Origin of the sequence: Streptococcus halichoeri (assembly GCF_019774635.1) — a bacterium.
In the GTDB taxonomy this organism is placed as follows: Bacteria; Bacillota; Bacilli; order Lactobacillales; family Streptococcaceae; genus Streptococcus; species Streptococcus halichoeri.
On record NZ_CP081502.1, the window covers coordinates 157,901 to 182,819 of the forward strand.

Consider the following 24,919-nt stretch of genomic DNA (forward strand, 5'->3'; position numbering starts at 1 on the left):
TCAAACAATCACCTCCACTAAAGGTAGGGTAAACCCAATAATCACACCTTTTGGCTGGTTATCCCGGGCATAAATCACCCCACCATGGGCAGTGATGATGCTCTTACATAGGGATAAGCCAATGCCAAGACCACGTTTAGCATCTACAGCTCTTTGGCCAGGCGTGTAAAAAAGTTCAAAAATCTTCTGCTTATCTGAGTCACTAATCCCAGGACCATCATCTGCCACCTCAACAACAATACTCTTAGCTCGGCGTTTTGTAGTTAGGGTAATGGCTGAGCCAGGAGGGGTGTATTTAATGGCATTGTTAATAATATTAATCAAGACCTGGACCATCAAGGCACCATCCATCTTGGCCATGAGAAGTTCTTTGGACAAATGCACCTGAAAATGATGCTGGCTGACATGCCGATCAATATGTTTTAAGGCTTCTTCAACAATTTCTTCAAAAACATTGGTGCTTAAGGTTAACGCAACGTCACCATCTAACTTGGTAATTGACAGCAGATTTTCCACAAGATTAATCAACCACATGGCGTCATCATAAATATAGGTGGCTAATTCGACCATTTGGGCTCTCTCTAAGGGATTTGCGGCCTCCATCATGAGGCGGGCCTGGCCGGAGATGCTTGTTAGGGGTGTGCGTAAATCATGGGAAATAGCCCTTAATAAATTTGCCCGCAGCTGCTCCTTTTGCATTTTTAGTCTGATGCTTTGTTGCTCTTCGCGCAAGTTTTCTTTTTCTAAGGCTAGGGCGGCTTCGCCTAAAACAGCAAGAAGAACTGATTTTTCAAAAGCATCAAGTGCTGGTTTACCTGCCATTAAAATCCCAATCACGGCAAAGACTTGGTCCTTTCCCTGAATAGAGAGGTACAGGTAGTGCGCAGCCGACAAGGTATTGGTGGTTGCCCCAGCGCGCTTATTATTATGCAAAACCCATTCGGCGACACCGCGCTCTTTTTGCTGGTCATAACTCTGCAAAGTTTGCGTGGAGTGACTGCTTGGAAAATAGCGAGCTTGGTTTAAGGTGCCCTGTGATACGGAATAGATAACAACATCACGCACAAGCAGTTTTTGGATCTGCACCGCTACTGCTTCTAGAATATCTGGCAAGTTAGCTGCCTGTGATAAGGCCTTGTTGGTTTGGAGCAAAAGCTCTGTACGGTAGGATTTTTCCGTCGAAATTCTGGCTTGTTCTTGCCCTCTATTGATCAGGCTAGAGGTAATTAAGCCAGCCATGAGCATAATCATAAAGGTAATCGGGTAGTTGGGGCTAAAAGCCTGAAAAGTGTAGTAGGGAAAGGTAAAGAAGTAGTTAAAGCAAAGCACGGATAGAATCGAAGAAATAACACTTGAGAGTTTCTCCTTGGTCCAAACAGCATTGATCTGCACACCTAAAATATAAATGGTTATGATGTTATCCACACTAAATTGCCAGTAGCGAAACAAAAGTCCAATGACTGTCACAACAATTAAGGAAATCAACGTTTTCCATAAATCACTCATGGAAAACTGCCATCTAGAAAGTGAGCGTTTCCGGGCAGGCTTTAGACCATCGCCTACCTTTTTACCTCTGGCATTTGGAATCACAAAAATATCCAGGTCAGGAGCGGCTTGGCTGAGAACCTCAACAAGATTCTCCTGCGGCCAAAACCTTCTGTCAATGCTCTTTCCGACCACTAACTTGGTCACGTGGCTTACCTTGGCATAGTCAACAATCGCTTTTGAGACATTTTCAGCGTAGACTAGCGAGATATTAGCACCTAATTGCTCTGCTAACTCAAGATTCTGCTGGAGATGGGTATCAGAGCTTGATTCAAGGCCTTCTTCGTCCAAACTGCCGACATATAAGGCTGTAAAATCCGCCATAAAAGCACTAGCCAGGCGCGAAGCAGCCCGAATCACGTGACGAGCATAAGGAGAGGACGACACACAAACTAAGACATGCTCTTTGGCAGTGATGCTTTTGTTGACGGTATCAGATCGTATGACGCTTTGATTAATCTGATCGGCCGTTTTACGTAGGGCAATCTCCCTTAGTGCAATTAGCTTTTCTTCTTTAAAAAAATGTTGCTTGGCACGATGAGCTTGACACTTGCCATAGATCTTTCCTTCATCTAACCGCTCTAGTAAATCTAAAGGGGCAATATCGACCAATTCAATCTTGTCTGCTTGATTAAAAATGGCATCAGGAATGCGTTCATTGACCTCAATTCCCGTAATGTTTTCAATCACGTCATTCAAACTATCAATATGCTGAACATTGACAGTAGTGTAAACGTCTATGCCGGCATGCAGCAGTTCCTTAATATCTTGGTACCTTTTTTTATTGCGCGACCCCGGACAATTGGTGTGGGCTAATTCATCCACGAGCAAAATATCTGGGTGCCGCTTGAGAGCGGCATCAATATCCAGCTCATGCAGGGTGATGCCTTTGTAGATCAAGCGTTTGGGCGGTAACTGCTCCAAGCCATTTAACAATCTCATGGTTTCTGGGCGATCATGTGGCTCAATATAGCCTGAAACCACATCCAAGCCGGCCTTTTTGGCGGCGTGAGCACCTTCAAGCATGGCATAGGTCTTGCCAACACCGGCGGCATAACCAAAATAAATTTTTAACTTTCCTGTGGACATGGCATCTCCTTAACACTTTTTAAGCACTGCTTATCCTGGCTATTTGTCGACTCTATTGTAGCACGTTTTTCTTTTTTTCTGTAAATTCTCAGTATTTTAGGTCCACATTCCTCACCTCCTTCCCACCAAGAACGACCTTAGAGGAGCTGACAAATGCCGCTGAGCAGGTTACAGCTATTTAGCATTTTTGTCAAACTTCTCCCCTACTCCACCTGATTAGCTTTGCTTTTCTTATCCGCCTGAACCATCAAAAAAAACCTCTAGAAAAGGCCTTCTAGAGATTATGGTCCTGTGTTTATGAGCCAGTGTGTGGACCAAAGCTTACTAGCACAGCTAAAGCCCAAGCAGCCAGGCTGACAGTCACAAAAATGCTAGCGCTTAGTCTTACGCCGCAGGGCTAACCAGGCATAAAGGGCCACGCTACTATAGGCCAACAAAGCGATGAGCGATGCTTCAATGCCAAATTGGCCCCCTGTTAGCAAAATGGATGAAGGTTCCAGTACATAGTGGCTAATATTGTAGGAATCAATGTGCGGTGAAATGCCGATAATACCACTAATAATGACACTGTTCCAGAGGGAATGCACCAGAGCATTGTTCCACACATGGCCTCCCTCATAGGCAATGAGGGAAAACATGCTACCGACTACCGTCCCAGATAGGAGGACCAAGGCAAGGCTGATGAGCGTAAAGTTCTCACCAATGAGATGAAGCAAAGCAAATAAGAAAGAAGGAAGAAAGATAGAGATCACCGTGCCCCACCTGTCCCTAATCAGAGTCATAATAAGGCCGCGAAAGACCATTTCTTCCACAAAACCAGCGCCAAATCCAGTGAAAAAGATGCCCCGACTAAGCACCGTCAAGACCTCAGGCAGTGATTTATGGGCCCAGTAAAAGTGGCCTGGTAAGAGAAAATAAACCAGACTGACCAGGAGTGGCAAGAGGAGACCTACCAGCAACCATTTCCCTTGCATCAAGCAGGGACCTAGACCAAATGCCGCTAGATCGCGTTTTAAATACACGTGAACCAGGACTTTTAACAAGGAATAGGTCAAACCGATATAGCTTAGACCTGACAAAGCTAGCGCGATAAAAGCAGGCAGATGGAGCCATTCCAAGCCCGCCTCTAATAGTTGACTCACCACTTGGGCTAGGATCAAAATAACGAGCGCAGCTAGACTACCTAGATAGCATTTTTTTGCAGGGAACACACGGGTTCTCCCCTCTTTAAGACGTAGCATATTTCACTCCTTTTCTTTTACAGATACAGACGCTGCTTGTCAAACAGTTTAACACAACAACCTCCATTAGGTTACACTTTTTAGTATACCTCTTACAGCAGCGTTCGACAAACCTGGTTACCATCAGGCCAAGCTCTCCTAGACCAAACAAGCTCAGGCCGCCTTGTCGGCGCCCTTTAAACTTTTTTATTGTGATGATTTCTTAGTACTAGCTTGCCAGTGAATAGCCATTTTTTAGGCTTAGGGCGGTATTCTTTTCTAATCAGGAAACCTTAGGACCAAAACGTTTCTTAATTAGAACTTTAATTTCGCAAAAAGAAACCTTATACTAAGGATAACAAACGATTCACAGGAGGCATTAACATGATTGGTGATACCATTTACCAAGAACGACTCAAGCTGGGCATGACCCAAGAAAACCTCAGTGCTTATCTGAATTTAACCAAATCAACCATCTCCAAGTGGGAGAATAACCAAGCAAAACCCGATATTGATTACCTCATTCACTTAGCCAGACTCTTTGACATGTCACTTGATGAGCTCGTTGGCTTTAATAGCATACTCTCCGCCAAGGCGCGCAAGCAGCTCTTCCAAGAACTTAAAAAGCAAGGTCAGGAACTAAGCGAAGAAAACTTTTTCACAAATCTCAAGCTTTTGGCCAAACAGCACCTCCATGATAGCAAGGTCATTCTGATGCTGGTTCAACTGGCTCTAAACCACTTCAGCCAGCTTGATAGTAAGGACTGGGCACTGGATCTGCTCAATCGCATCATTAAAAAAACAAGCCTCGAATCTGATCTCCAGGCAGCCATAGCCTTAAAAGCAGCCATCCTCTTTCAACAACAAGCCTACGATGACATCATTAGGCTCTATCAGGATCGGCCTTATAAGCTGGGCCAAGAATTGTTACTGGCTCATAGCTACGCTGCTAAAGGCAATACCGCAATGGCCAAGCAAGTGCTTCAAGTCGAAATTTACCAGCAGATTCTCCTGCTTTGTGAGTATCTAGCAAGCTTATTAACTTATGATGATACCAAAGAACAAATAACTATCAGCCGGCGGCTCAAAGAGCTCATGCAGCTCTTTGAGATCACAAGCTTACACCCTAGCACAGCTATCAAAAGTTATTATGCCTTAGCCCTTTATTATAGTGCTGAACAGCCTGACAAGGCACTAGCTTGCCTAGACCAATTAATGAAAGCCTTGGCAAATCTCCTGCAAAGCTTTGAACTACATGGTGATGCTTTCTTTTATGCCATCAGTGATTGGCTAGACCAGTTGCCCATGGGCACGCAGCCCCCTCTACATAAAGCAGAGCTGCTCCAGCAGATAGAAGCTAGCCTGACTCAGCCGGCATTTAAGGTCCTGCACCACGCGCCAGCCTTTCAAAAACACTTGCAACAAATCGCCACGCTTAAAAAGGAGCTTTCAGATGATCCACACCAAGATTCCTAGTCATTTATTACCCTTACTTCTCCCACTATTTGCTTTACAGCTGATTTTGATTGTGATTGCCCTTTTAAAACTCAGACGCTTACCACAAACTACGCATCTCAATAAGCCTACCTGGGTGCTTGTCATTTGCCTTGGCAACATCCTTGGACCGATTATCTTTTTTATACTGGAAGGGAAAAGACAATGACCGCAATCCGTATCACCAATCTCCATAAAGCCTTTAAGAACAAGGTGATTCTCGATCAGGTATCACTTGAGCTAGAGGAAAATAAAATCTATGGTTTTGTCGGCCCAAATGGTGCCGGTAAAACCACAACTATCAAGATGATTCTTGGCCTGTTAAGGAGTGATGCAGGAACCATTAAGATCTTTGACCAAGACGTTGCTTTTGGTCACACCAAGGCCAATCAAAACATCGGCTACTTGCCGGATTTGCCCGAATTTTACGATTATATGACCGCTGCTGAATACCTTGAGCTCTGCGCCAGCCTAGCTACAAAGGGACAGGCACTTGACGTTGACACCCTCTTACAGGCGGTTGGTCTAAACCATAACACAGCCAAGATTGGGACCTTTTCGCGGGGGATGAAACAACGGTTAGGGTTGGCCCAAGCACTCATCCATGATCCCAAAATCGTGATTTGTGATGAACCAACCTCAGCCCTTGATCCAAAAGGACGACAAGACATCCTAGACATTCTGGCAAGTCTAGGTGGTAGGAAGACCGTGCTTTTTTCCAGCCACATTCTATCTGATGTGGAAAAAATCTGCGATGAGGTCTTAGTGCTAACCAAACAAGGCATTTATAATTTAAAGCAATTAAAAGAAGCCAAAGACCAAACAGCCAAACCAGACCACATCCGGGTCCTATTGACCCTAACAAGTGAGCAAGCGCAGCAATTAACAAAAGTCATCCCCTTAAGCAAGAAAGGCAATCACTACCAAGCCAAACTGCTAGTCGACCAAACAGGTCAAGCCAAAAACGTTTTGAACGAGCTGTATCAGACTCTACTACAGCTAAACATCTTTCCCACTTATCTAGAAGTTAGGGATCAGCGCTTAGAAGATTTCTACTTGGAGGTGATTGCATGACAACCCTGCCTATAATGCTCAAGAAAGAATGGTTAGAAAACCTGAGAACACATAAGGCACTTAGCCTTTTGATTACGTTTGCCGCCTTTGGTATCCTGGCTCCTCTGACGGCAGTGCTGATGCCTGAAATCATGGCCAAGCTGCTCCCCCAAAACGTGGCGCAAGCCATCCCTGATCCGACCTATCTTGATTCTTATAACCAATACTTTAAAAACATCAATCAGCTGGGACTGTTGATTTTGGTCTTGCTCTTTAGTGGTAGTCTGACGCAGGAGCTGATGAGAGGTACTTTGATTAATCTGATTACCAAAGGGCTTTCTAAAGCTGTTATTATCATGGCAAAATTCATCATGATGACAGGCCTTTGGAGTCTGGCTTATGCCCTAGGTTCTCTTATTCACTACGGCTACACTCTCTATTATTTCAATGGGCGTGGGCAAGACAAGCTGCTGGTCTATGCAGCTTCTTGGCTGGTTGGGGAGTTTCTCATCAGTTTGATTTTGTTTTTTTCTGCCTTTTTTCGAAAAACAAGTGGTGTCCTCCTTGGTATCCTTGCGGTGATTGTAGTCTGCTTTATCAGCAGCTACTTTAAACTAACCAAAGATTACAATCCATTGCTTTTGCTGCAACATCAAAGCAGCTACCTAACAGGAAGCACCAGCATCCATGACTTGTTCATACCAAGCTTAATCCTAACTGCCCTTATCTTCGTCACGCTTTGGCTGGCCATTGTGAGATTGAGACACATTGACATCTAAAAGGCCACAAGAAAAAAGCCCAGGAGGCCGGACCTTTAAGCCGATGGCTAATTGCTGAGCGGCAAAGCCTACAATGACAATGGTCTAAGGCGACTAGCTCGCAAAAACCAGGCTCCTTTAGGCCAAGCTCAAGCAGCCGGCTGACAGTCACAAAAAAGCTGATGGTTGATGGCACATTTGCCGCAGAAAAAACCACAAAATAAAAAAACGAATGAGGCTAGGTGAGGTCAGTGCGACCTGCTGCTATCATTCGTTTTTGATGTCGGTGTTAGGAGTTAAGTTAGCATGAGTTTTTGGTGCAACAACGTAGGACTTGGTTTTTTGCCTATTTAACCATGAAGGTGATCATTTTTTCATCAATGACTTGGTTTTTATCAGCCTTACCCTCTTTGGCACCATAGACTTTAACCGTGGCTTTGTAGCTGTGTTTGCCATTTGCCTTTAGCTTTTTCAAAAGGGCTTTCTTTTGGAGTTTGCCCTCTTTACCTGCTAGCTGGACTTGATAGAAATAACGACCTTTTTCTAATTCTTTGACAGGTAACAGTGCCTTGTGTTTAGCTTTGCCATTATCAGACCAAGCAGCTCCCTTAGATGATGTCAACAAGAGGCGGGTTAACATGCCATCACCACCAAAGCTCTCTAGTGGGATGATTTGGTTAACACCAGCGGTGAAAGGTCCAGGGTATTTTGCCTTTTTGAGGTATTTTACGGGCACTTCTGATTTGTTAGCAACCATTGTCTTCACGCCTTCTTTGACTTCTTGGTCAGTGGTGTCGTGATTTAGGGTAATCATGACATCTTTACTAGCGACTTGGTTTGCCATGTCAGCTTTGCCATCTTTAGCACCATAGACTAAAACCATGGCTTTATAGGTCTTCATGCCGTTCATTTTGAGCTGATCTAGCAAAGCCATATCTTGTAGTTTACCAGTTTCTCCTGTGAGTTTGACTTGGTAGAAATACATGCCTTTTGCTAAATGAGCAACGGGTGCTAGGGCCTCATGTTTGGCACTGCCATTATCAGACCAAGCAGCTCCTTTGGCTGATTTCAATAAGAGGCGAGTTAGCATGCCGTCCCCACCAAAATTCTCAAACGGAATGACTTGGTTAACACCAGCTGTGAAAGGTCCAGGGAATTGTGCATTCTTTAGATAAGCACCAGGGACGTTGATGTCATCAGCTAGCATCATCACCGCTTTTTTGACGTCTTTATCAGTCGCTTGGTCCTGCATCATCGTTGTCATCATCATTTTTGATTCTGAGCCCATATCCATCTTTTGCTCAGCGATTGCAGGCTGTGCCACGGTCATTAAGAAAGCCGCACTAGCTGTCACAAGAACGCCCGTCAAGCCAGGGCCTATTTTTTTATCTGTCACATATGAAGTTTTCGCTTGAGTCATGTTGAAGTCCTCTTTTCTTTTTTCTTGACTATAGTTTAGCAAGGACTTCTTAAGTAACTCTATAGCATTTATTAAGCAATTCTTAATTAAGGCTTATGACTTCATTAATTGCCTAAGTCTAATCAGGGTGAGTAAACTTATGACCTATTAGGGTAAACGTCTACTAAGCTTGCTACTTTTTCCCAAAAGCAAGGGCTAACAGCACTAGTAACGCCTTTCTTTACTCAAGTATGCTGCTGGTAGCTAGTATGTTTTTAGAGAGACGTTTGTGACAGTTTGGGAGAAAATTCTTTTTTTCTGATGGCTTGATGATCTGCTTGCTCTGGTTTTTATGCTATCATAGTAAAAAGGGGGCTCGGGGATTGAAACAAACGATTGGTATTATTGGTATGGGAGTTAGTGGGCTGGCTGTTTTGCTGGCACTATCGCGCCTTTCTGCTACAGAACTTGCTCAGATGCAGATTTTTTGCTTTGATGATGCTGAGCATTTTGGCCGGGGAATTCCTTTTCAACAAGATGATGCATCGGCTTTAATTAATTCGCCCATTGATGCGATTTCTTTTGATTATCAGCAAATGGCGGATTTTACAGCTTGGCTTACGGCACATCAGCTCGACACCAAAGACAGTTATGTAGCACGCGCCCTTTATGGGCGCTATATGACTGAACGGGCGCAGCAATTAATCCAAAGTCTACCCGTCACTGTCATCACTCAGCAGGTCCAAGACTTGCACTACTTACCAGATATTGGGGTTTGGCAGCTGAGGCTTGACAATGGGCCTTTTGAGCCGCTTTTTGATGTCATCCACCTTGCTTGTGGGGCCTTGCCGGTGATGGATCCTTATGGTTTGGCGGGTCTGCCCAACTACATCAGTGACCCCTATCCTATTCAAGGACTCGCTAAGCTAGATTGGCAAGAGACAAGAGTAGCGGTGATTGGGACGGGTCTTGCGGCAGTGGATGTCATCAAGTGGCTCTTGCTCAATACCTCAGCCCACATTAGGGCTTTTTCTCGCTCTAACTTCTTGCCAACGGTGCGCATACTTAAGAGCCAGGCCATCCATTGGCAATTCTTAACCGATAAAGCACTCAAACAACTCCTACATCAAGGGCAAACTTGCTTTGATCTTGCCAGCTTTGAGGCGCTGCTCGAAAAAGAGCTAGAGGCACTTGGTTTTGCCGATTGGCAAAGTGCTACTAGGCAGTATCTGGCGCGTGGGATAGCTGGTTTACTTTTATCCTTAGAAAATGCAGAGCCGCTTGATGGTTTACAACAAGTGGCCAATCGAGTGGTTGACTGGCTGACTGATCTTTGGCCTTTGATGTCGCTATCTGATCGCAAAATCTACCAAAAAACCTATCATAAGGCCATCGTGAATTTGCGAAATCCCATGCCTGAGCCTTCTGCCCACGTCATCCTCACCGGTGCGAGTCACAATCAGCTGCAAATGCTTGAGTCAGTAACTACGATTCAACAAGCTGGCAAGGGCTTTAGCCTTAGGACAAGAAAAGGCCAAACTCTCTATGTGGATAGAATCATCAACGCCACAGGCTATCAGCTAAACGAGAAAAATCTCAAAAGAGCGAGCCCTTTATTGCAATCATTGATTGACCAACAGCTGGTGCAAATTGACAGTACTCAGGGACTCAGTGTCCTAGCTGCAACAGCCCAGGTCATTTCTCCCAAATATGGACTAACACCAAACTTATATGCGCATGGCGCCCTCATCAACGGCGTTATTTACCAAAACAACTCAACTATTAAGATCCAAAAAATCGCTGAGCGAGCTGTGCAGTCCGCTCATAGCAAGCAATACAGAAAAAAAGCATAGCAAGTCTCAGCCCGACTAAGCAGATCATAACCAAACTGCAAAAGTAACCTAGCCTGGGCATGTAGATTCTTGGCCTTTAATCCCTTTAGCATTACCCGCCTCTCTCTTAGCAAGACCATCTAAAAGCACCTGCCAATAAAGCAAGTGCTTTTAAGTATTATGCCAACGTCACTATCTGAGCAGGATAAGTGATTTTCTCCAAAAACGTCAGTAAATCAGGCGTGGCAATGAAAATGGTTTTTTCATTCGTATTAGGGTGAAACGTCATGCACTCTTGTGACACAATCGCTGCATCAATATACACCTGAATATCATGATCTTGGTTAAAGAGCAAGCCAAAGGGCGAGACGAGGCCTGGTTGGAGAGCCATCTTTTCCTCTAAGCTAGCATTAGAAGCTAGGCGTATCCGATTAGCACCGACCAGCTCTCTAAACTGCTCCATATCAAGCTGCTTGCGGTCATCCATGATTAACAGGTAAAACTGCGTTTTCTTTTTATTGGTTAAAAACAACGTTTTGGTCCTAACGCCAGGAAGCCCTGCGATAAAGTCATCAGCCTGTTCAGTGGTCAGAGCTGGCGCGTGCTCGATGAGCTGATAGGGCAGACCGAGCGCTTGGAGCTGGTCAAAAACAGGGGTCACTAAATCCATAATAATCTCCTTCTAAAAGGCAATGTGAACAACAAATAATGATGAGTGCTGATTGTGGGCCTTAGTTGCTTTTTTTCTATCTCAGGCAGCTGTGCTGACACGCTTTTTTTTGCCTTCCAAGCTGCCAAGCGTTCGCTGCTACATATCACGGCGTCACGGCCGCAGTCCTTAGCTTTTGGGAGGCAGACTAGCACTAGCAGCCTGATTCAGGCGCTTAGGAAGCGTCACTGTTACAGTCGTCCCTCGTTGTTCTTGACTGGTCAATGCGATGCGTCCATCCAGCTGCTTGATGATCTGAGCCACAATAGCAAGCCCAAGGCCACTCCCTTCTTGCGCATGCGATGTATCACTTTGAAAAAACTGCTCAAAAACCCGGTCCAAATGGTCTTGTGGGATGCCTTGACCATGGTCTTTTAAAATGACCTGGGCCTCCCCGCCTACCATGTGCACGGTAATCTCAAGCTCTGGAGAATTGTCTGAATATTTAATGGCGTTATCCAAGAGATTGAGCCAGATTTGCATAGTCAAGTCAGGAACGGTTCTAATCCGGACGGGCTTTGCCGCAATGTTTAGCTTGATCTGTTTATTTGACCATTTTTCTGTCAAGAGGATCAAAGCCTGGCGGATTTGCTCATCAATCGCCACACCGTCCACTGGCACTGGTTCCTTGTTTAGGCGTGATAGGCTGAGCATGCCATCACACAAGCGCGTCAGACGTTCGGTTTCTTTTTGCATCAAGCCCAGCAGCTCGGCTTGTTCCTTAGCTGGCAGACTGCGATCCATGAGCAGCTCACTAACCCCAGCTAGCGCGGCAATGGGCGTCTTGAGCTCATGGGAGACATTGGAAATGAAATCCTGACGCAATTGGGCAATATTTTGTAGGGACTTAGCCATTTTAGTGACATTTTGTGACAATTCGTCCAGCTCATTGTGGTAGGGCGCTTGGTCTTTAGGATAGGACCTGCGTACGATGCTAATGGAAAAATCCCCTTGCGCCACGCGCTGGACGGCCTGATTTAGCTGATTAATCGGGTTTGTGAGATGAAAGGATCCAAACCACATGATTAAGCTGCCGCTCACCAGCAAGACAACAGTATACAGCAGCAGCCAAATAACCAAGGAAGCTTTGAAACCAAGGAGATTTTTTAAAACAAAGATAAGGCCAAACCCTAACAGGCTGCTTGTCGATAAGATTGCGATAAACAAATAGACAAAATAATACCGCAAGGAGCGCTCAAGATGTTTAGTCTTAGTCATTGCTGATCCTTCCTTTGTAGCCAAGCCCTCGAATGGTTATGATCTGAAAGTCACGCATTCCTTGACATTTCTTTCGTAAGCGCTTGATACAAGCATCAACGAGGCGTTCGTCACGCTCGTCATCCACACCCCAAATATCATCTAGCAAATCCAGGCGCGTAAAGATCTTTTCAGGATGACTCAATAGCTTGTAGAGAACATAGAATTCTTTTGGGGGCAATTGCAGGAGCTGCTTGGTTGTTAGGTTTGTGAGGGTTAATTGGTTGTAATCTAGTCTCGTTTGCCCCACTTGTAAGTGCTGCTCAGCTTCTAATTGTGCCCGTCGCAAAAGCGCCTTGACCCGCAAGCTCAACTCTGACAGCCGCACCGGCTTGACCAAATAATCATCAACACCCAGTTTAAAAGCTTGCTCCAAGGCCTGCAGCTGCGCTTTTGCCGTAATCATCAGAATTGGCAATTGGTCGTTAGCACCACGCAGATCCTGCACGAGGGCATAGCCATCCTTTATAGGCATCATAATATCTGTAATCAGTAAATCAATAGACTCTGTCTCCATCATATCAAGGACTTGCTGCCCATTAAAAGCCGAATAGACCTGATAATGCTCCTGACGTAGCTTAGTGGAAATGATGGTATTTAAGGACTGGTCATCTTCAGCAACTAAGATTGAAAACATGGCAACTCCTTTGTTCTTTCTTTTTCTGTCATTATAGCACAAGAAATAGCCTATAGGTGGGCTCAATCTGATACAGTCTTTGAGGAAATAGCCGCTGGTGCAGATAATAACTGACACAACTGGCGGCCCTAATGACTGACACAACTGGCGACTCTAATGTTTGACACAACTGGCGGCTCTAATGTCTGGCACAGCCGGCGGCGCCTCTAGCTGTTTTTACAAGCAGCTCCCTTACCCCCAAAAAGACAAGGAGTTTACCCTTTTGACATGAGCCACAAAGTCCTTGCCTCGTTTTTTATGAGTTGACTATCCCTTCATTTGACAAAGAGCGGTTCACTTTCACCGCTCTTTTGTTCTTCTTTTTACCCAGCACACTTCTTGCGTTGCCTTTTTAGGAGAATTTTTGCAGCTGACCTTGCTTGAGCTCATAGACTGTGTCCACAAAGTCTAAGACCGAGCGGTCATGTGTCACCATAATAGCTGCCTTTTGTTTTTCTTTGACTTCTTTTTGAATCAAAGCAACAATATCACGGCCACGCTCTGGATCAAGGCTAGCAGTGGGCTCATCAGCTAGTATGACTTGGGAATTCCCTAAAAAAGCACGCGCAATGGCCACCCTTTGCTTTTGGCCGCCTGATAATTGATTGGGATGTTTTTTGGCCGAGTCGGCCATACCTAGATCCCCTAATAACTGCTCCACAGTCTTTGCAATGTCGGCTTTCTTCACCCCTTTGACCTTGGCAACTAGGGCTAACTGTTGTTCAATGGTCATAAAGGGCAGCAATTGGTGGTCTTGGAAGATAAAACCTAACAGTGCCTGGCGTTTTTTAGTCCACTCTGTTTGTTTAAGACCAGTCATATCCTGTCCGGCAATCTTTAAGTGCCCAGCATCAGGTGATAAAAGCAAGCCAGCAATTGATAACAGCGTCGATTTGCCAGAGCCAGACGGACCCAAGATGGCGACAAATTCCCCCGCTGCAACCGTTAAAGTAAGGTGATCAAGGACGAGCTGGTAGCCCTCGCCGTCCTTAAACCCTTTTGTGATGTCTATTAGTTCTAATTGATTCATCCTATTCTCCATTTCCACCAATAACCTGTACGGGATCAACCTGTCTAACCTTAAAGAGCGACAAGGAGCCACACAAAAGCGCAATGACTAGAAAGGCACAAGCTAAAAGCCCCACCCTTGTCCAGGTCAAAAAGAAAGGCATGGCCTTTGGCAAGACCTGTGCTAAGCCAACAGCCAGAGCGGTTCCTAGACCTAAGCCGGCCAAGGCCAAAAGAAAGATCTGGGCCAATTGCATACCAGCAATCTGAGCCATGGAAAAGCCAATGGCTTTGAGCACACCAAATTGTTTTAATTTTTGCAGCGTCAAAATATAGAAGAACACACCTAGAATCGCCGAAGAAGCCAAAACCAAGACCCAGATAATCATCGATAAAGTTAAAGCTTCTGCTTGATAACCAGGAATCTTTTGGATAATTTGGGCTTTGGAATACGTCTCAAGCCCTTTAGGCACAGTAGTCGGCTTGCTTGCTTTGGGCAAACTATAGGCCTGTGGCTGCCACTCATATTGCGGCATGGTTTTTTGCCATAGTTGGGTATAGGTTGCTTTGGAAATAAAGATAACCGGACTATGGCCATACTTAGCATCCTTCACAAAGCCCACAACTTCTAGCCATTGATTGGTAGTAGTGTCTTTGAGTCGATCGCCCAGGCGTAAGCCCTTATCATAAAAGCTCTCATCCAAGACTGCCTGCCTCTTTGTTTGGCCCAGCCGATGGCCCGCATGCACGGCCGGATTCAAATCTTCTTCAGGAGCAATCGCAAAGTAGGTGGCATCTTGCTTTTCACTTGTGCCTTTTGCTTGAATGGCTGCGCGTTGAATCACAAGCTCCGCACCTTCAGAGCCATACTGTTGCTTTAGCTGAGTGCTTTGCTGCGCTGTTATATTAGAAAACGTAATCAGTCCTTTAGAATCATCTGACAAGAGATAATGCCTACCTCCGAATTGCTCAATCTGGGCACTGACATCTCGGCCCAGGCCATTAGCAAGGCCGGTCAAAAAGACCACCATAAACATCATCACAACAATCAAACCTTCTACTAAAAGGTATTTTTTAGGCTGATAGGTCAGCTCACTCCATGCAACTTTCATATTATGCACACTCCTTTACTTCTCCTTTTAGTATAAACAAGAAATGTGACCTGAATATGACCTTGCTCTTTGGAGCAAAGCTCAGCCAAGGCAGTGAGCTTGCTTTAGTAAGACTATGCCAGACACTTTTTTGCCACACAAAAAACCGCAAGAAAACATGGTTTTTGGGTGGTTTTCCTGCGGTAGGTTCTTTGCTCTTATAACTATTTAGCCAGTTTGGCTGGCGCAGCCGTTTTGGCTGAACCCTAAAATGCTGACTGAGCGTACGTAAAGACGACTAAGCCGTTAGCTGTTTAACATAGGCATCTACCGCCACAAGGGCAGCAGCAATATCTTCAGCAGAAATGGCAAATGGCATTTGATGAATCGTTTCTCCTTCAATGGTGGCCTGCTTACCAACCTTTAGTAAATCTTCATAGCTAGCCTGATCAAGATGCATTTCCTTGAGGGTTGTGGGCATTTTGATTTGTTGGTAGAAGCGAATATACTTATCAATTTCTTCTTTTGGTCGGCTTTCTAAGAAGAATTGCACCAAGGTGCCATAGGCTACTTTTTCTCCGTGAGTGAGATGATGAATATCGCCTTCTAAAGCAGTAAAGCCATTGTGGATGGCATGAGCTGCAGCAAGGCCTGCACTTTCAAACCCTAAACCACTCAACAAGGTATTAGCTTCAACAACATTTTCCAGAGCTTTGGTGACGACTTTTTGTTCACAAGCAGCCATGGCTTGCAGCCCATCAGCAAACAAGGTCCGCTCACAAGCCTCAGCAATGGCAAGGCCAGCCAAGGTTTGATTGCCACCAACCATAGTCAGCCCATTTTTTTGCAAAACAGCGCGAGCTTCAGCCCAAGTTGCAAGACCATCAGCAATGCCTGATGCTAATAAGCGAGCCGGTGCTTGACATATGACTTGGGTGTCCATCAAAACCAAATCGGGGTTTTTAGAATAAAAGAGATACTTTTCAAAAGCCCCTTGATCAGTATAAATCACTGATAAGGCTGAGGTGGGAGCATCAGTAGAGGCCACAGTTGGCGCAATCACAACAGGAATATCTAACCGATCGGCAATAGCCTTAGCACTGTCAGCCGTCTTGCCGCCTCCTAAGCCTATAATCAGATCATTCTTATTACTACGGCCAATGTCTGCTACACGGGTAATCTCACTTTCTGAAGCTTCGCCATTAAAGACCAGCCGATCAACTAAAATGCCTTGGCGTTTTAAGTAGGCCTCAAAGTCTTCTCCCACTATCTGATAAACCAAATCATCACAGAGTAAAATGGGTTTGCTACCAAGCTTTAAAATGGCTTTATGACTTTCAAAAAGCGCATTCTTACCTTGAATGTAACGAGATGGACTAGCAAATACTTTCATAACACAGCCTCCTTTGTAGCGAGTTATTTTTATAGTCAGTCACCTGACTTAGACAATACTGTGGGTATGGTGGATAGCTTCCCAATCCTTATCAAAATCAGCAACAGCCTTTTGAATAGAGGGCATGGCAAAACCAGCTTCAAAGACAGCCGGACTTGCCGTAATAGCTTGGGCTCCCTGGGCAAAAGCCTTATTGATTTGCCCAACATTTTTAAAGCTGGCTGCAAGGATTTTACTAGCAAAAGCTCCTTGAGCAATAGCTTTGGCCAGCTGGCCAATGACAGCCTCAGCATCAATATTTACATTTTCCATCCGATTATAGTAAGGCGCTAAATAATCAGCTCCAGCTTCAATAGCTAGTAAGCCTTGAAAGGTGGAGTAAATCGCCGTTGCTGTAATCCGATAACCCTGAGCTTTTAAGGTCTTAATGGCCGCTAACCCCTCAGTAGTCACGGGGACTTTAATATAAATAGAATCCCCACAGTGCTGTTTAATAGCTGCGGCATCCTTTAGTATGCCTTGATAGTCTTGAGCAACTACCTGCACATGTATCGATGCCTTATCACCAATGATTGTTCGAATATCCTTGATCCGTTCAAAGAAGGCAATATCGCCTTCGGCCTTAGCAATTGTAGGATTTGACGTCACTCCAGCTAGGGGCAAAATCTTAGACCATTTTGTAATAGCCTCAAGATTTAAGGTATCTAACATGTATTCCATAAGTTTTCCTTTTTTCTCCTATAAGGTATGTTCTGTTCGTTCGATAATATCATCTTGCGTGGCCTTAGAAAGCACATTGAAGAAGGCAGAATAGCCAGCCACGCGCACAATCAAATCGCGGTGTTTTTCTGGGTGTTTTTGAGCATCAATCAAGGTTTCTCTTGAAACCACATTATATTGGATGTGATAGCCATGTAGACGATTAAAGAAGGTTCGTAGCAAAGCGATTAACTTGGCCTTGTCTTCTTCTTTGGCCAGAGTTTGGGGGTTGACTTTTTGGTTCAGTAAGACCCCACCGACAATCTCATCCGTTCGCAATTTAGCCACTGATTTTAGCACGGATGTCGGACCTTTTTTATCCATGCTATGCTCAGGTGAGCAGCCTTCTGCCAGAGGTGACCCTGCATGACGACCATCGGGCGTTGCAAGCGTTCCCTTGCCTTGGCCAACATTCGCCGAGATAGATGAGGTGCCGCAATAGCGGATACCACCAATCGGTCCACGACCATAGCGCGTGTTAGGATACTTAGCAATCTCATCAATGTAAGTATCATAAGCAGCTACCACTAATTGGTCGGCATAGTCATCATCATTGCCATATTTTGGCGCCTCATTGATTAGCATTTGCCGAATGTCTTCACCACGCTCACCTGCAAAATCACTTGCGAGCGCTTGCCAGAGTTCCTGAGGAGTCAGGCGTTTATCTTCGTAGACTAATTTTTTAAGCGCTGCTAGGGAATCGGCTAGATTAGCAATACCTACCTGCAGGCCAGAGATAAAGTCATAGACTGCTCCGCCTTCTTTTAAAGTCTTACCGCGGCCGATACAATCATCGGTCAAGGCCGAACAAAGAATATCGGGTACTTCACGCTCAAGGCCAAGGTCGATAGCGTTTTCAACAATGACACTCATGCGCGTGATTTCACGCAAGGTAGCATCAAAGGCCGCTTTGAGTTCTGCGTAAGAAGTCATCTGGGTAAAATGCCCATGCCCCTTAGCAAAGCGTTTGCCAGAAGCGGGATCAATACCGTCATTCATCGTAATGAGCAAGATTTTCGGGAAATTGATATAGCTCATGCCCGTGCAACGGTAGCCCCACTTGCCAGGTACAGCCGTTTCAACGCAACCAATAGCCGAGTAGTCATAGGCATCTTTTTCTGCCACCCCTTTTTTGATAAAGGATGGGATGATAATCTCATCATTGTTCATAGCCGGCATGCCAAAGCCTAGCTTCATGACCTCAATACAGTCATTCATAAATGCGGGGTCCAACCCCTTATGGTAACGCACAGTCAAGTTAGGCTGGGGTAGTTTGGTCTGAGCTACCGAACGCAAGACCAGGTAGGACATAGGATTGACTGCGTCTTGTTTATCCCTGGTTTGCCCACCGATAGTGACATTTTGATACATGGGGCTACCAGCAGATGAGAAGGTATGGGATTGGCTGCGCACCTTATTAATGGTGAGAGTCTTAATCCACAGATTAGTGAGTCGCTCAACAATCGACTCTTTCGTTTCAAGACCAGCTGCTATATCCGCCTCGGCATAGGGGGACATGTATTGATCAAATCGGCCATAAGACAGAGAGTGGCCGTTTGACTCTATTTGTAAGATACATTGGATAAACCAGACCGACTGGACGGCTTCGGCAAAGCTTGCTGCCGGTTCATAGGGGACTTTATCACAAATGCGCGCCATTTCTAAGAGTTCTGCTCGGCGCTTTGGCAAGGCCTGTTTGGCCAACTGACGTGCCAAGGCCGCATAGCGATGGGCATAAGTTTTCACCGCATCAATCACAATGAAGATAGCATCATAGAAATGGTATTTGTCAATATTTTCAGGTACAGTGAGATCTAGAGCAGCTTTGGCAGCACGAGCACGTTCTTCAAAGCCTTTCAGACCATATTGGAGGAGTTTTTGATAGTTAACAGCCAGATGAGCATCCCCTGAATTCATCTTGCCTTCCATGCCAAAAAAGCCCGTTTCCATGTAGACAGCAACTTCTTTTGGTAGGAGTGCACCGGCACGAGCCCGTAGGTTGTTGTTCTCCCAAAAAGGAGCAATCGAGCGCAGCTGTTCCTTTGTTTCTTCGGTAATATAGAAAACATCACCGTCACGTTTTTCAAAAAGGTCTAACTCCTTAATGACAAATTCCAATGTGTATTCTGGGAAAATCGGAGCATCTTTATTGGAAGAGGCTTGATTACCAGCAATGAAGCTATCCTCTTCAATGTAGATGGTCATGTTCTCTAAGACCTCTTGCAGCATGTAGGCCCGCTTGAGGGTCGCAGGCTTATCCAGATGCTCTTGATAAGCTTTTGTTACCAGTATAGCCCGCTCTGCATCAATGTAGGGCTTTTTATTAAGGACTTCTTCACGGTAGCGATTCATCCGTGGTGTTAACTGTCCAAAATAAGGGATTTTGTCAGTCATGGGCATCTCCTTTACTAACGTAACATACTTAAGTTTCTTTCGAAATCATTTTACCACATTTGCTCTCTCATTTGTATTTGTTTGCAGCTTTAGTCCCTTGTAAAACCAATAGTGCACAAAAGTGCATAGTTGTAACAAAAAATATATGCCAGAGCCATTTCCCCTCCACTCAATCAGCGCCGAGGAAATTTGTCTGACATATATTAAACTTTACATTATATAGAAGAAAATAGAAATAATGGGTATCTTGCTTTAAGAGTTATAAGCCATCACTATTTTTTCCAAATCTTTTTGATACTAAAGGCACCCACAGCTATCAAAGTCGTGACACCTGTTGCAGATAAAACGGTTACTGGAGATGTTGAGGTCGATTTACTCTGAAGCATATTTTTCGATTCCGATGAGCGGTCCTTATGTTTTCGTACAGCTTCACTTCCACTTAAAGTCGGAGCGGCTGGACCCCAGGTAATGTGTGCGCTAGCACCTGTGTTCTCACCTCCAAAGCCAGGAAGCTCACGGTCGCCATTGCTTCCACTTAAAGTCGGAGCGGCTGGACCCCAGGTAATGTGTGCGCTAGCACCTGTGTTCTCACCTCCAAAGCCAGGAAGCTCACGGTCGCCATTGCTTCCACTTAAAGTCGGAGCGGCTGGGCCCCAGGTAATGTGTGCGCTAGCACCTGTGTCCTCACCTGTGTTCTCACCTCCAAAGCCAGGAAGCTCACGGTCGCCATTGCTTCCACTTAAAGTCGGAGCGGCTGGGTACCAAAGTACGCACTGGTATGTATCTTGATCTTGACTACGAAGACCAGTTACATTTTGACATCCTCCATAACTATTGGCAGTGATAGCCGCTGTTCCCATGACAAGACTGGCCATTAATGCCACACCAGAAAACAGCCATTGCTTTCCTGATTTCCACATTCTAAAACCTGAAGATTTTATTATTTTCATATTAAGACTCTCTTTTCAATCTATTCCAACCTTCATATATGAATACGCTCTAAAAATATAACCTCAAATATCACAACTTTCTCCTCTCTGTGGAATCAGCAGTATATTTGACCACAATAAAGAGGGAATGGCAATCATCCCTCTCTATTACCTCTCTAACTGGTAATCACATTACCTTAGTTGATGAGTCTCAAGATTATTCCCAGTTTTCCCAACCAGGTTTCCCTGAGTCTATATCTGGAGTACCCAATGAATAGCCCCTAGTATAATCTGCTTGTGCTGATTCATCTTCTAACTCCTGAAATGGCGGAAGATTATTTTGCGCATCATGATATCCCATATCATAGAAACTTTCAAATTGTTCTTCAAAATCAGATTCATCACCACTTAGACCTGGAAGCTCACGGTCGCCATTGTTTCCACTTAAAGTGGGAGCGGCTGGACCCCAAATAATGTGTGCGCTAGCACCTGTGTCCTCACCTCCAAAGCCAGGAAGCTCACGGTCGCCATTGCTCCCACTTAAAGTCGGAGCGGCTGGACCCCAGGTAATGTGTGCGCTAGTACCTGTGTCCTCACCACCCAAGCCAGGAAGCTCACGGTCGCCATTGTTCCCACTTAAAGTCGGAGCGGCTGGACCCCAAATAATGTGTGCGCTAGTACCTGTATCCTCACCTCCCAAGCCAGGAAGCTCACGGTCGCCATTGTTCCCACTTAAAGTGGGAGCGGCTGGACCCCAAATAATGTGTGCGCTAGCACCTGTGTCCTCACCTCCAAAGCCAGGAAGCTCACGGTCGCCATTGCTCCCACTTAAAGTCGGAGCGGCTGGACCCCAGGTAATGTGTGCGCTAGTACCTGTGTCCTCACCACCCAAGCCAGGAAGCTCACGGTCGCCATTGTTCCCACTTAAAGTCGGAGCGGCTGGACCCCAAATAATGTGTGCGCTAGTACCTGTATCCTCACCTCCCAAGCCAGGAAGCTCACGGTCGCCATTGTTCCCACTTAAAGTCGGAGCGGCTGGGTACCAAAGTACGCACTGGTGTGTATCTTGATCTTGACTACGAAGACCAATTACACTTTGACATCCTCCATAACTATTGGCAGTGATAGCCGCTGTTCCCATGACAAGACTGGCCATTAATGCCACACCAGAAAATAACCATCGCTTTCCTGATTTCCACATCCTAAAGCCAACTTTATTATTCATAAAATACTTATCTCCTTTTAATTTTTTAGCCATTTATGGCAAAAACCAGTATATATATATATATATATACTCAAGCTCAGGGATTTATTTATTTTAAAACTTATAATCCCGTGTATAGAAAGCGTTTTACATGTTATTAAATAGGTAGTTTGTGGAGATTTTAAAGGAAATGAAAGGCTGATTATTACTATATATAGAAGCTAATGTTTAACTTATTTATGAGATTTTTATTTAAGCCTTTTTTAACATTAGCCATCTAAACAGGTCAACATTTTTGTGCATATTATTTTTATCACGCATATTTGTGCATAGCTTACAATAAAAAACCTAGCTCTGAACTTCCAGTGCTAGGTTTTGTTATCACATTATATTTCACTTATTTAAGCAAAGGCTAGTGGCTAGTTAGCATGGCAAGGATTTGAGTTCCTCAGAAGCCTGGTCTAACTGCAGGATCTGATGGATAGTGGCACAGTCGGTGACTAAATAGTTAATGGCTTTGGTTTTTAAGGCTGCTAAAATGGCTTCTGCCTTCATCGTACCTGTAGCCAGGGCGATCGTTTTTGGCACTTGTATGAGTTGCTCCAAGGTAATGCCAATAATGCGTTCTTGCAAGTCATTGGCGACGAGTTGGCCGTCTTTGTTAAAGAAGCGGCAGCACATTTCACCAACAGCTGCTTCTGCTTTGAGCATGTCCACATCCTGTTTATTTAGCAAATCTAACCATTGGCTTTCAATACCTGATTGGGGTGTCCCGCCTATACCAACAAGCGCGACATCAATGTGATTCCAACTGTTTTTGACATTGGCAAAATACTTAGAATCAACAATCCCATCTCTTATGGCTTTGTTTTCTTGAACAACCCTGGCATTAATAAAATCACTCTTACCCTGAAATATTTTAGCTAGACGATAAACTAGGGTGTTGACATGATAACTGATATTAATATGGCTAGGACCACCCGCCAACGGGTAAACTTCCACATGCTTCATCATTTTGGGATCGATCATATCAATCGTCCGACTAAGTGATGACCCCCAGGCTAATCCAACCTTGTCGCCATCTTGCACTATCTGTCTGAACAGTTCTGCACAAGTTTTGGCGGCCCGGCTTAAGAGGTCTTCTGGGCGATCATCGGGATGCCTAGGGACAATTTCTAGTCGTTCTAGGCCATATTTTGCTCTGACTTGCTCTTCTAAGGCAAAAAGGCTAGCATCATAGCCTATAATCTCTATCTGAACTAAGCCTAATTCCTTAGCTCTTGCTAACATGCGACAAACTGTGGTGCGGTATATGCCAAGCTCTTTGGAAATTTGAGTCTGACTTTTCCCTTCTATATAGTGTAAATAAGCTATTTTAGCTAGTAATTGTTTACGCTCTTCTTTCATCAGTGGGCACCTATTCTACAAAAATCACTTCGATTGCCTTTTGGGTCAAAGCCTCAAGGGCTTCTTTGTTCAATCCCTTGTCTGTAATGACCCGACGTACAGCATTGAAGTCTATCTGGGGCACTAAGCTTGGTTTTTCAAACTTAGAGGAATCCGTTAAAATAATGACCTGATCGGCCACCTTAGCCATTTCTTGGACAACCTCTGTCCGCATCATATCCTTACCCATAAAGCCAACACGAGGGCTAAAGCCATCTGTGCCAAAGAAGAGTTTATCTACATGGAATAAGCGAATCATTTCCTTGAGAAGAGGCCCAACAGTCACTTCCGCAGTTGGCTGATAATAGCCGCCCAGCAAAATAATTTGACAGGTCTGATAATGACGTAGGTAATTGGCAATAAAGCTAGAGTTGGTAATGATTTTGATATTCTGCTTGGTCTGACACAGGACCTCTGCTAGTAAAGCACAGGTGGAGCCAGATTCAATCATAATGGTTTCATTATCTTGGATCAGCTCGGCTGCTTTTTCGGCAATCCGACGTTTAGTCGTGTAATGATAAGATAGGCGGACATTTAAATCATCGCCATTGTTCAACACAGCATAGCCATGTTCGCGGCGGAGCAGTCCTTTAGATTCTAGTTTATCTAGGTCTTTACGAATGGTCACTTTGGATACTTCTAAGAGTTGTGATAGCGTCGTTACATCGATCTTTTTTTCTTGTGAAACAAGTTGAATGATTTTTTCTAAACGATTCATGTTATACCTCATCCCTTATTATAGCAATTTTAGGGGTAAATGGAAAGATGCCTAAACTTTCGAACGAAATTGATTTATTTACGTTTCTCTGTTATCATGGAGGAAAAGAAAGGATAGGTTATTATGGCAGCATCTGGAATGGTATTTAATATCCAACATTTTAGTATTCATGATGGGCCGGGCATCCGGACAACGGTTTTTCTTAAAGGTTGTCCTTTAAAATGCCCTTGGTGCGCCAATCCTGAATCTCAAAAAATGATGCCTGAGCAAATGCGCACAAGCGATGGTCAAACCTATGAGACCGTCGGCCAACTTAAGACCGTTGATCAGGTCATGGAGGAGGTCTTAAAAGATCGTGATTTTTACGAAGAATCAGGGGGTGGCTTAACCTTATCAGGGGGTGAAATTTTCGCCCAGTTCGCATTTGCTAAAGACATCCTAGTCAAAGCTAAAGAAGAAGGCTTACATACAGCCATTGAGACAACGGCATTTACTAATCAGCGGCAATTTGCTGATTTAATCCAATATGTTGATTTTATCTATACTGACTTAAAACATTATAACAAGGCTAAACACCGCGCCGTTACGGGTGTATCAAATGAAGTGATTATCAAAAATATCCACTATGCCTTCCAAGCAGGGAAGACCATTGTCTTGCGCATCCCTGTCATTCCTCATTTCAATGACAGCTTAGCAGACGCCCAGGCTTTTGCAGAGCTCTTTAACAAACTTGACATCAGAGATGTTCAGCTGCTTCCTTTTCACCAATTTGGTGAAAACAAATATAAACTCTTGGATAGAGATTATGCTATGGCTGGGATCGACGCTTATCACCCAGAAGATTTAAAGGACTACCAACAGGTCTTTTTAGACTACCAGATTCATTGTTATTTTTAAGCCTTATCACTGCCGCTGGCTCACGATGGCTTAAAAGCCAAGTGCTTT

At 44.6% G+C, this 24,919-nt stretch carries 20 protein-coding genes and 1 pseudogene; 6 read left to right on the forward strand and 15 right to left on the reverse strand.

Annotation, left to right across the window (positions count from 1 at the left end; translation table 11 throughout):
• Both K5J94_RS00805 and K5J94_RS00810 read right to left on the reverse strand, forming a co-directional pair.
• Entirely contained in the window at nucleotides 1–2,634 is a 2,634-nt protein-coding gene (locus K5J94_RS00805; protein ID WP_221913182.1) for a sensor histidine kinase, read from the reverse strand.
• Between the two features lie 371 nt (nucleotides 2,635–3,005).
• Entirely contained in the window at nucleotides 3,006–3,875 is an 870-nt protein-coding gene (locus tag K5J94_RS00810; RefSeq protein WP_231700359.1) for a CPBP family intramembrane glutamic endopeptidase, read from the reverse strand.
• A gap of 363 nt (nucleotides 3,876–4,238) precedes the next feature.
• Between K5J94_RS00810 and K5J94_RS00815 the strand changes: the two genes are divergently transcribed.
• The 4 genes from K5J94_RS00815 to K5J94_RS00830 are packed head-to-tail and all read left to right on the forward strand — an operon-like array spanning nucleotide 4,239 to nucleotide 7,180.
• A complete protein-coding gene (locus K5J94_RS00815; RefSeq protein ID WP_221913184.1) occupies nucleotides 4,239–5,330 on the forward strand; it encodes a helix-turn-helix domain-containing protein in 1,092 nt (363 codons plus the stop codon).
• The gene (locus K5J94_RS00820; RefSeq protein WP_231700360.1) at nucleotides 5,308–5,517 is read left to right on the forward strand and encodes a PLDc N-terminal domain-containing protein; all 210 of its coding nucleotides are present in this window, start codon (nucleotides 5,308–5,310) and stop codon (nucleotides 5,515–5,517) included. The genes K5J94_RS00815 and K5J94_RS00820 overlap by 23 nt, the downstream gene beginning before the upstream one ends.
• The gene (locus K5J94_RS00825) at nucleotides 5,514–6,422 is read left to right on the forward strand and encodes an ABC transporter ATP-binding protein (RefSeq protein ID WP_159591775.1); all 909 of its coding nucleotides are present in this window, start codon (nucleotides 5,514–5,516) and stop codon (nucleotides 6,420–6,422) included. The genes K5J94_RS00820 and K5J94_RS00825 overlap by 4 nt, the downstream gene beginning before the upstream one ends.
• Nucleotides 6,419–7,180: an ABC transporter permease subunit gene (locus tag K5J94_RS00830; protein ID WP_221913186.1), complete on the forward strand. Its 762-nt coding sequence runs from the start codon at nucleotides 6,419–6,421 to the stop codon at nucleotides 7,178–7,180. The genes K5J94_RS00825 and K5J94_RS00830 overlap by 4 nt, the downstream gene beginning before the upstream one ends.
• 328 nt (nucleotides 7,181–7,508) lie before the next feature.
• On the opposite strand, the pseudogene K5J94_RS00835 reads toward K5J94_RS00830, so the two are convergent.
• Nucleotides 7,509–8,396: pseudogene (locus tag K5J94_RS00835) on the reverse strand (SSURE domain-containing protein); the annotation flags it as partial.
• A 545-nt stretch (nucleotides 8,397–8,941) separates the two neighbouring features.
• Between K5J94_RS00835 and K5J94_RS00840 the strand changes: the two are divergent.
• Complete coding sequence (locus K5J94_RS00840; protein WP_221913191.1) at nucleotides 8,942–10,411, forward strand: FAD/NAD(P)-binding protein; 1,470 nt, start codon at nucleotides 8,942–8,944, stop codon at nucleotides 10,409–10,411.
• A gap of 157 nt (nucleotides 10,412–10,568) precedes the next feature.
• Here the strand turns inward: K5J94_RS00840 and K5J94_RS00845 are convergent, their stop codons facing one another.
• The 12 genes from K5J94_RS00845 to K5J94_RS00900 form a co-directional block, all read right to left on the reverse strand.
• Complete coding sequence (locus K5J94_RS00845) at nucleotides 10,569–11,060, reverse strand: prolyl-tRNA synthetase associated domain-containing protein (RefSeq protein ID WP_159560321.1); 492 nt, start codon at nucleotides 11,058–11,060, stop codon at nucleotides 10,569–10,571.
• Between the two features lie 168 nt (nucleotides 11,061–11,228).
• A complete protein-coding gene (locus K5J94_RS00850; protein WP_221913193.1) occupies nucleotides 11,229–12,317 on the reverse strand; it encodes a sensor histidine kinase in 1,089 nt (362 codons plus the stop codon).
• The gene (locus K5J94_RS00855) at nucleotides 12,310–12,993 is read right to left on the reverse strand and encodes a response regulator transcription factor (protein WP_221913195.1); all 684 of its coding nucleotides are present in this window, start codon (nucleotides 12,991–12,993) and stop codon (nucleotides 12,310–12,312) included. The genes K5J94_RS00850 and K5J94_RS00855 overlap by 8 nt, the downstream gene beginning before the upstream one ends.
• 391 nt (nucleotides 12,994–13,384) lie before the next feature.
• Nucleotides 13,385–14,062 carry an ABC transporter ATP-binding protein gene (locus K5J94_RS00860; RefSeq protein WP_231700361.1) on the reverse strand — a complete coding sequence of 226 codons (678 nt, stop codon included), beginning with the start codon at nucleotides 14,060–14,062 and terminating at the stop codon, nucleotides 13,385–13,387.
• Nucleotide 14,063: 1 nt separating this feature from the next.
• Nucleotides 14,064–15,152 carry an ABC transporter permease gene (locus K5J94_RS00865; RefSeq protein ID WP_221913197.1) on the reverse strand — a complete coding sequence of 363 codons (1,089 nt, stop codon included), beginning with the start codon at nucleotides 15,150–15,152 and terminating at the stop codon, nucleotides 14,064–14,066.
• Between the two features lie 277 nt (nucleotides 15,153–15,429).
• Nucleotides 15,430–16,524, reverse strand: coding sequence for a glycerol dehydrogenase (locus K5J94_RS00870; RefSeq protein WP_221913198.1), 1,095 nt, complete (start codon nucleotides 16,522–16,524; stop codon nucleotides 15,430–15,432).
• 48 nt (nucleotides 16,525–16,572) lie between these two features.
• Entirely contained in the window at nucleotides 16,573–17,244 is a 672-nt protein-coding gene (locus K5J94_RS00875; protein ID WP_159544519.1) for a fructose-6-phosphate aldolase, read from the reverse strand.
• Between the two features lie 18 nt (nucleotides 17,245–17,262).
• Entirely contained in the window at nucleotides 17,263–19,677 is a 2,415-nt protein-coding gene (locus K5J94_RS00880) for a glycyl radical protein (protein ID WP_221913199.1), read from the reverse strand.
• A gap of 272 nt (nucleotides 19,678–19,949) precedes the next feature.
• Nucleotides 19,950–20,627: a KxYKxGKxW signal peptide domain-containing protein gene (locus K5J94_RS00885; protein WP_221913200.1), complete on the reverse strand. Its 678-nt coding sequence runs from the start codon at nucleotides 20,625–20,627 to the stop codon at nucleotides 19,950–19,952.
• Nucleotides 20,628–20,823: 196 nt separating this feature from the next.
• Complete coding sequence (locus tag K5J94_RS00890) at nucleotides 20,824–21,831, reverse strand: KxYKxGKxW signal peptide domain-containing protein (protein ID WP_221913201.1); 1,008 nt, start codon at nucleotides 21,829–21,831, stop codon at nucleotides 20,824–20,826.
• Between the two features lie 402 nt (nucleotides 21,832–22,233).
• Complete coding sequence (locus K5J94_RS00895; RefSeq protein ID WP_221913203.1) at nucleotides 22,234–23,217, reverse strand: sugar-binding transcriptional regulator; 984 nt, start codon at nucleotides 23,215–23,217, stop codon at nucleotides 22,234–22,236.
• 10 nt (nucleotides 23,218–23,227) lie between these two features.
• Complete coding sequence (locus tag K5J94_RS00900) at nucleotides 23,228–23,974, reverse strand: DeoR/GlpR family DNA-binding transcription regulator (protein WP_159544757.1); 747 nt, start codon at nucleotides 23,972–23,974, stop codon at nucleotides 23,228–23,230.
• A 123-nt stretch (nucleotides 23,975–24,097) separates the two neighbouring features.
• On the opposite strand from K5J94_RS00900, the gene K5J94_RS00905 reads away from it, so the two are divergent.
• Nucleotides 24,098–24,871, forward strand: coding sequence for a glycyl-radical enzyme activating protein (locus tag K5J94_RS00905; protein WP_159563936.1), 774 nt, complete (start codon nucleotides 24,098–24,100; stop codon nucleotides 24,869–24,871).
• Nucleotides 24,872–24,919: the final 48 nt, after the last annotated feature.

Bases quoted from the DNA above. Each gene is read 5' to 3' on its own strand.
- K5J94_RS00860 (WP_231700361.1), bottom strand. From the start codon at position 14,062: ATGAATCAATTAGAACTAATAGACATCACAAAAGGGTTTAAGGACGGC.
- K5J94_RS00850 (WP_221913193.1), bottom strand. From the start codon at position 12,317: ATGACTAAGACTAAACATCTTGAGCGCTCCTTGCGGTATTATTTTGTC.
- K5J94_RS00870 (WP_221913198.1), bottom strand. From the start codon at position 16,524: ATGAAAGTATTTGCTAGTCCATCTCGTTACATTCAAGGTAAGAATGCG.
- K5J94_RS00825 (WP_159591775.1), top strand. From the start codon at position 5,514: ATGACCGCAATCCGTATCACCAATCTCCATAAAGCCTTTAAGAACAAG.
- K5J94_RS00805 (WP_221913182.1), bottom strand. From the start codon at position 2,634: ATGTCCACAGGAAAGTTAAAAATTTATTTTGGTTATGCCGCCGGTGTT.
- K5J94_RS00880 (WP_221913199.1), bottom strand. From the start codon at position 19,677: ATGACTGACAAAATCCCTTATTTTGGACAGTTAACACCACGGATGAAT.
- K5J94_RS00905 (WP_159563936.1), top strand. From the start codon at position 24,098: ATGGCAGCATCTGGAATGGTATTTAATATCCAACATTTTAGTATTCAT.
- K5J94_RS00890 (WP_221913201.1), bottom strand. From the start codon at position 21,831: ATGAATAATAAAGTTGGCTTTAGGATGTGGAAATCAGGAAAGCGATGG.
- K5J94_RS00820 (WP_231700360.1), top strand. From the start codon at position 5,308: ATGATCCACACCAAGATTCCTAGTCATTTATTACCCTTACTTCTCCCA.
- K5J94_RS00855 (WP_221913195.1), bottom strand. From the start codon at position 12,993: ATGTTTTCAATCTTAGTTGCTGAAGATGACCAGTCCTTAAATACCATC.
- K5J94_RS00885 (WP_221913200.1), bottom strand. From the start codon at position 20,627: ATGAAAATAATAAAATCTTCAGGTTTTAGAATGTGGAAATCAGGAAAG.
- K5J94_RS00875 (WP_159544519.1), bottom strand. From the start codon at position 17,244: ATGGAATACATGTTAGATACCTTAAATCTTGAGGCTATTACAAAATGG.
- K5J94_RS00845 (WP_159560321.1), bottom strand. From the start codon at position 11,060: ATGGATTTAGTGACCCCTGTTTTTGACCAGCTCCAAGCGCTCGGTCTG.
- K5J94_RS00815 (WP_221913184.1), top strand. From the start codon at position 4,239: ATGATTGGTGATACCATTTACCAAGAACGACTCAAGCTGGGCATGACC.
- K5J94_RS00830 (WP_221913186.1), top strand. From the start codon at position 6,419: ATGACAACCCTGCCTATAATGCTCAAGAAAGAATGGTTAGAAAACCTG.
- K5J94_RS00900 (WP_159544757.1), bottom strand. From the start codon at position 23,974: ATGAATCGTTTAGAAAAAATCATTCAACTTGTTTCACAAGAAAAAAAG.
- K5J94_RS00810 (WP_231700359.1), bottom strand. From the start codon at position 3,875: ATGCTACGTCTTAAAGAGGGGAGAACCCGTGTGTTCCCTGCAAAAAAA.
- K5J94_RS00895 (WP_221913203.1), bottom strand. From the start codon at position 23,217: ATGAAAGAAGAGCGTAAACAATTACTAGCTAAAATAGCTTATTTACAC.
- K5J94_RS00865 (WP_221913197.1), bottom strand. From the start codon at position 15,152: ATGAAAGTTGCATGGAGTGAGCTGACCTATCAGCCTAAAAAATACCTT.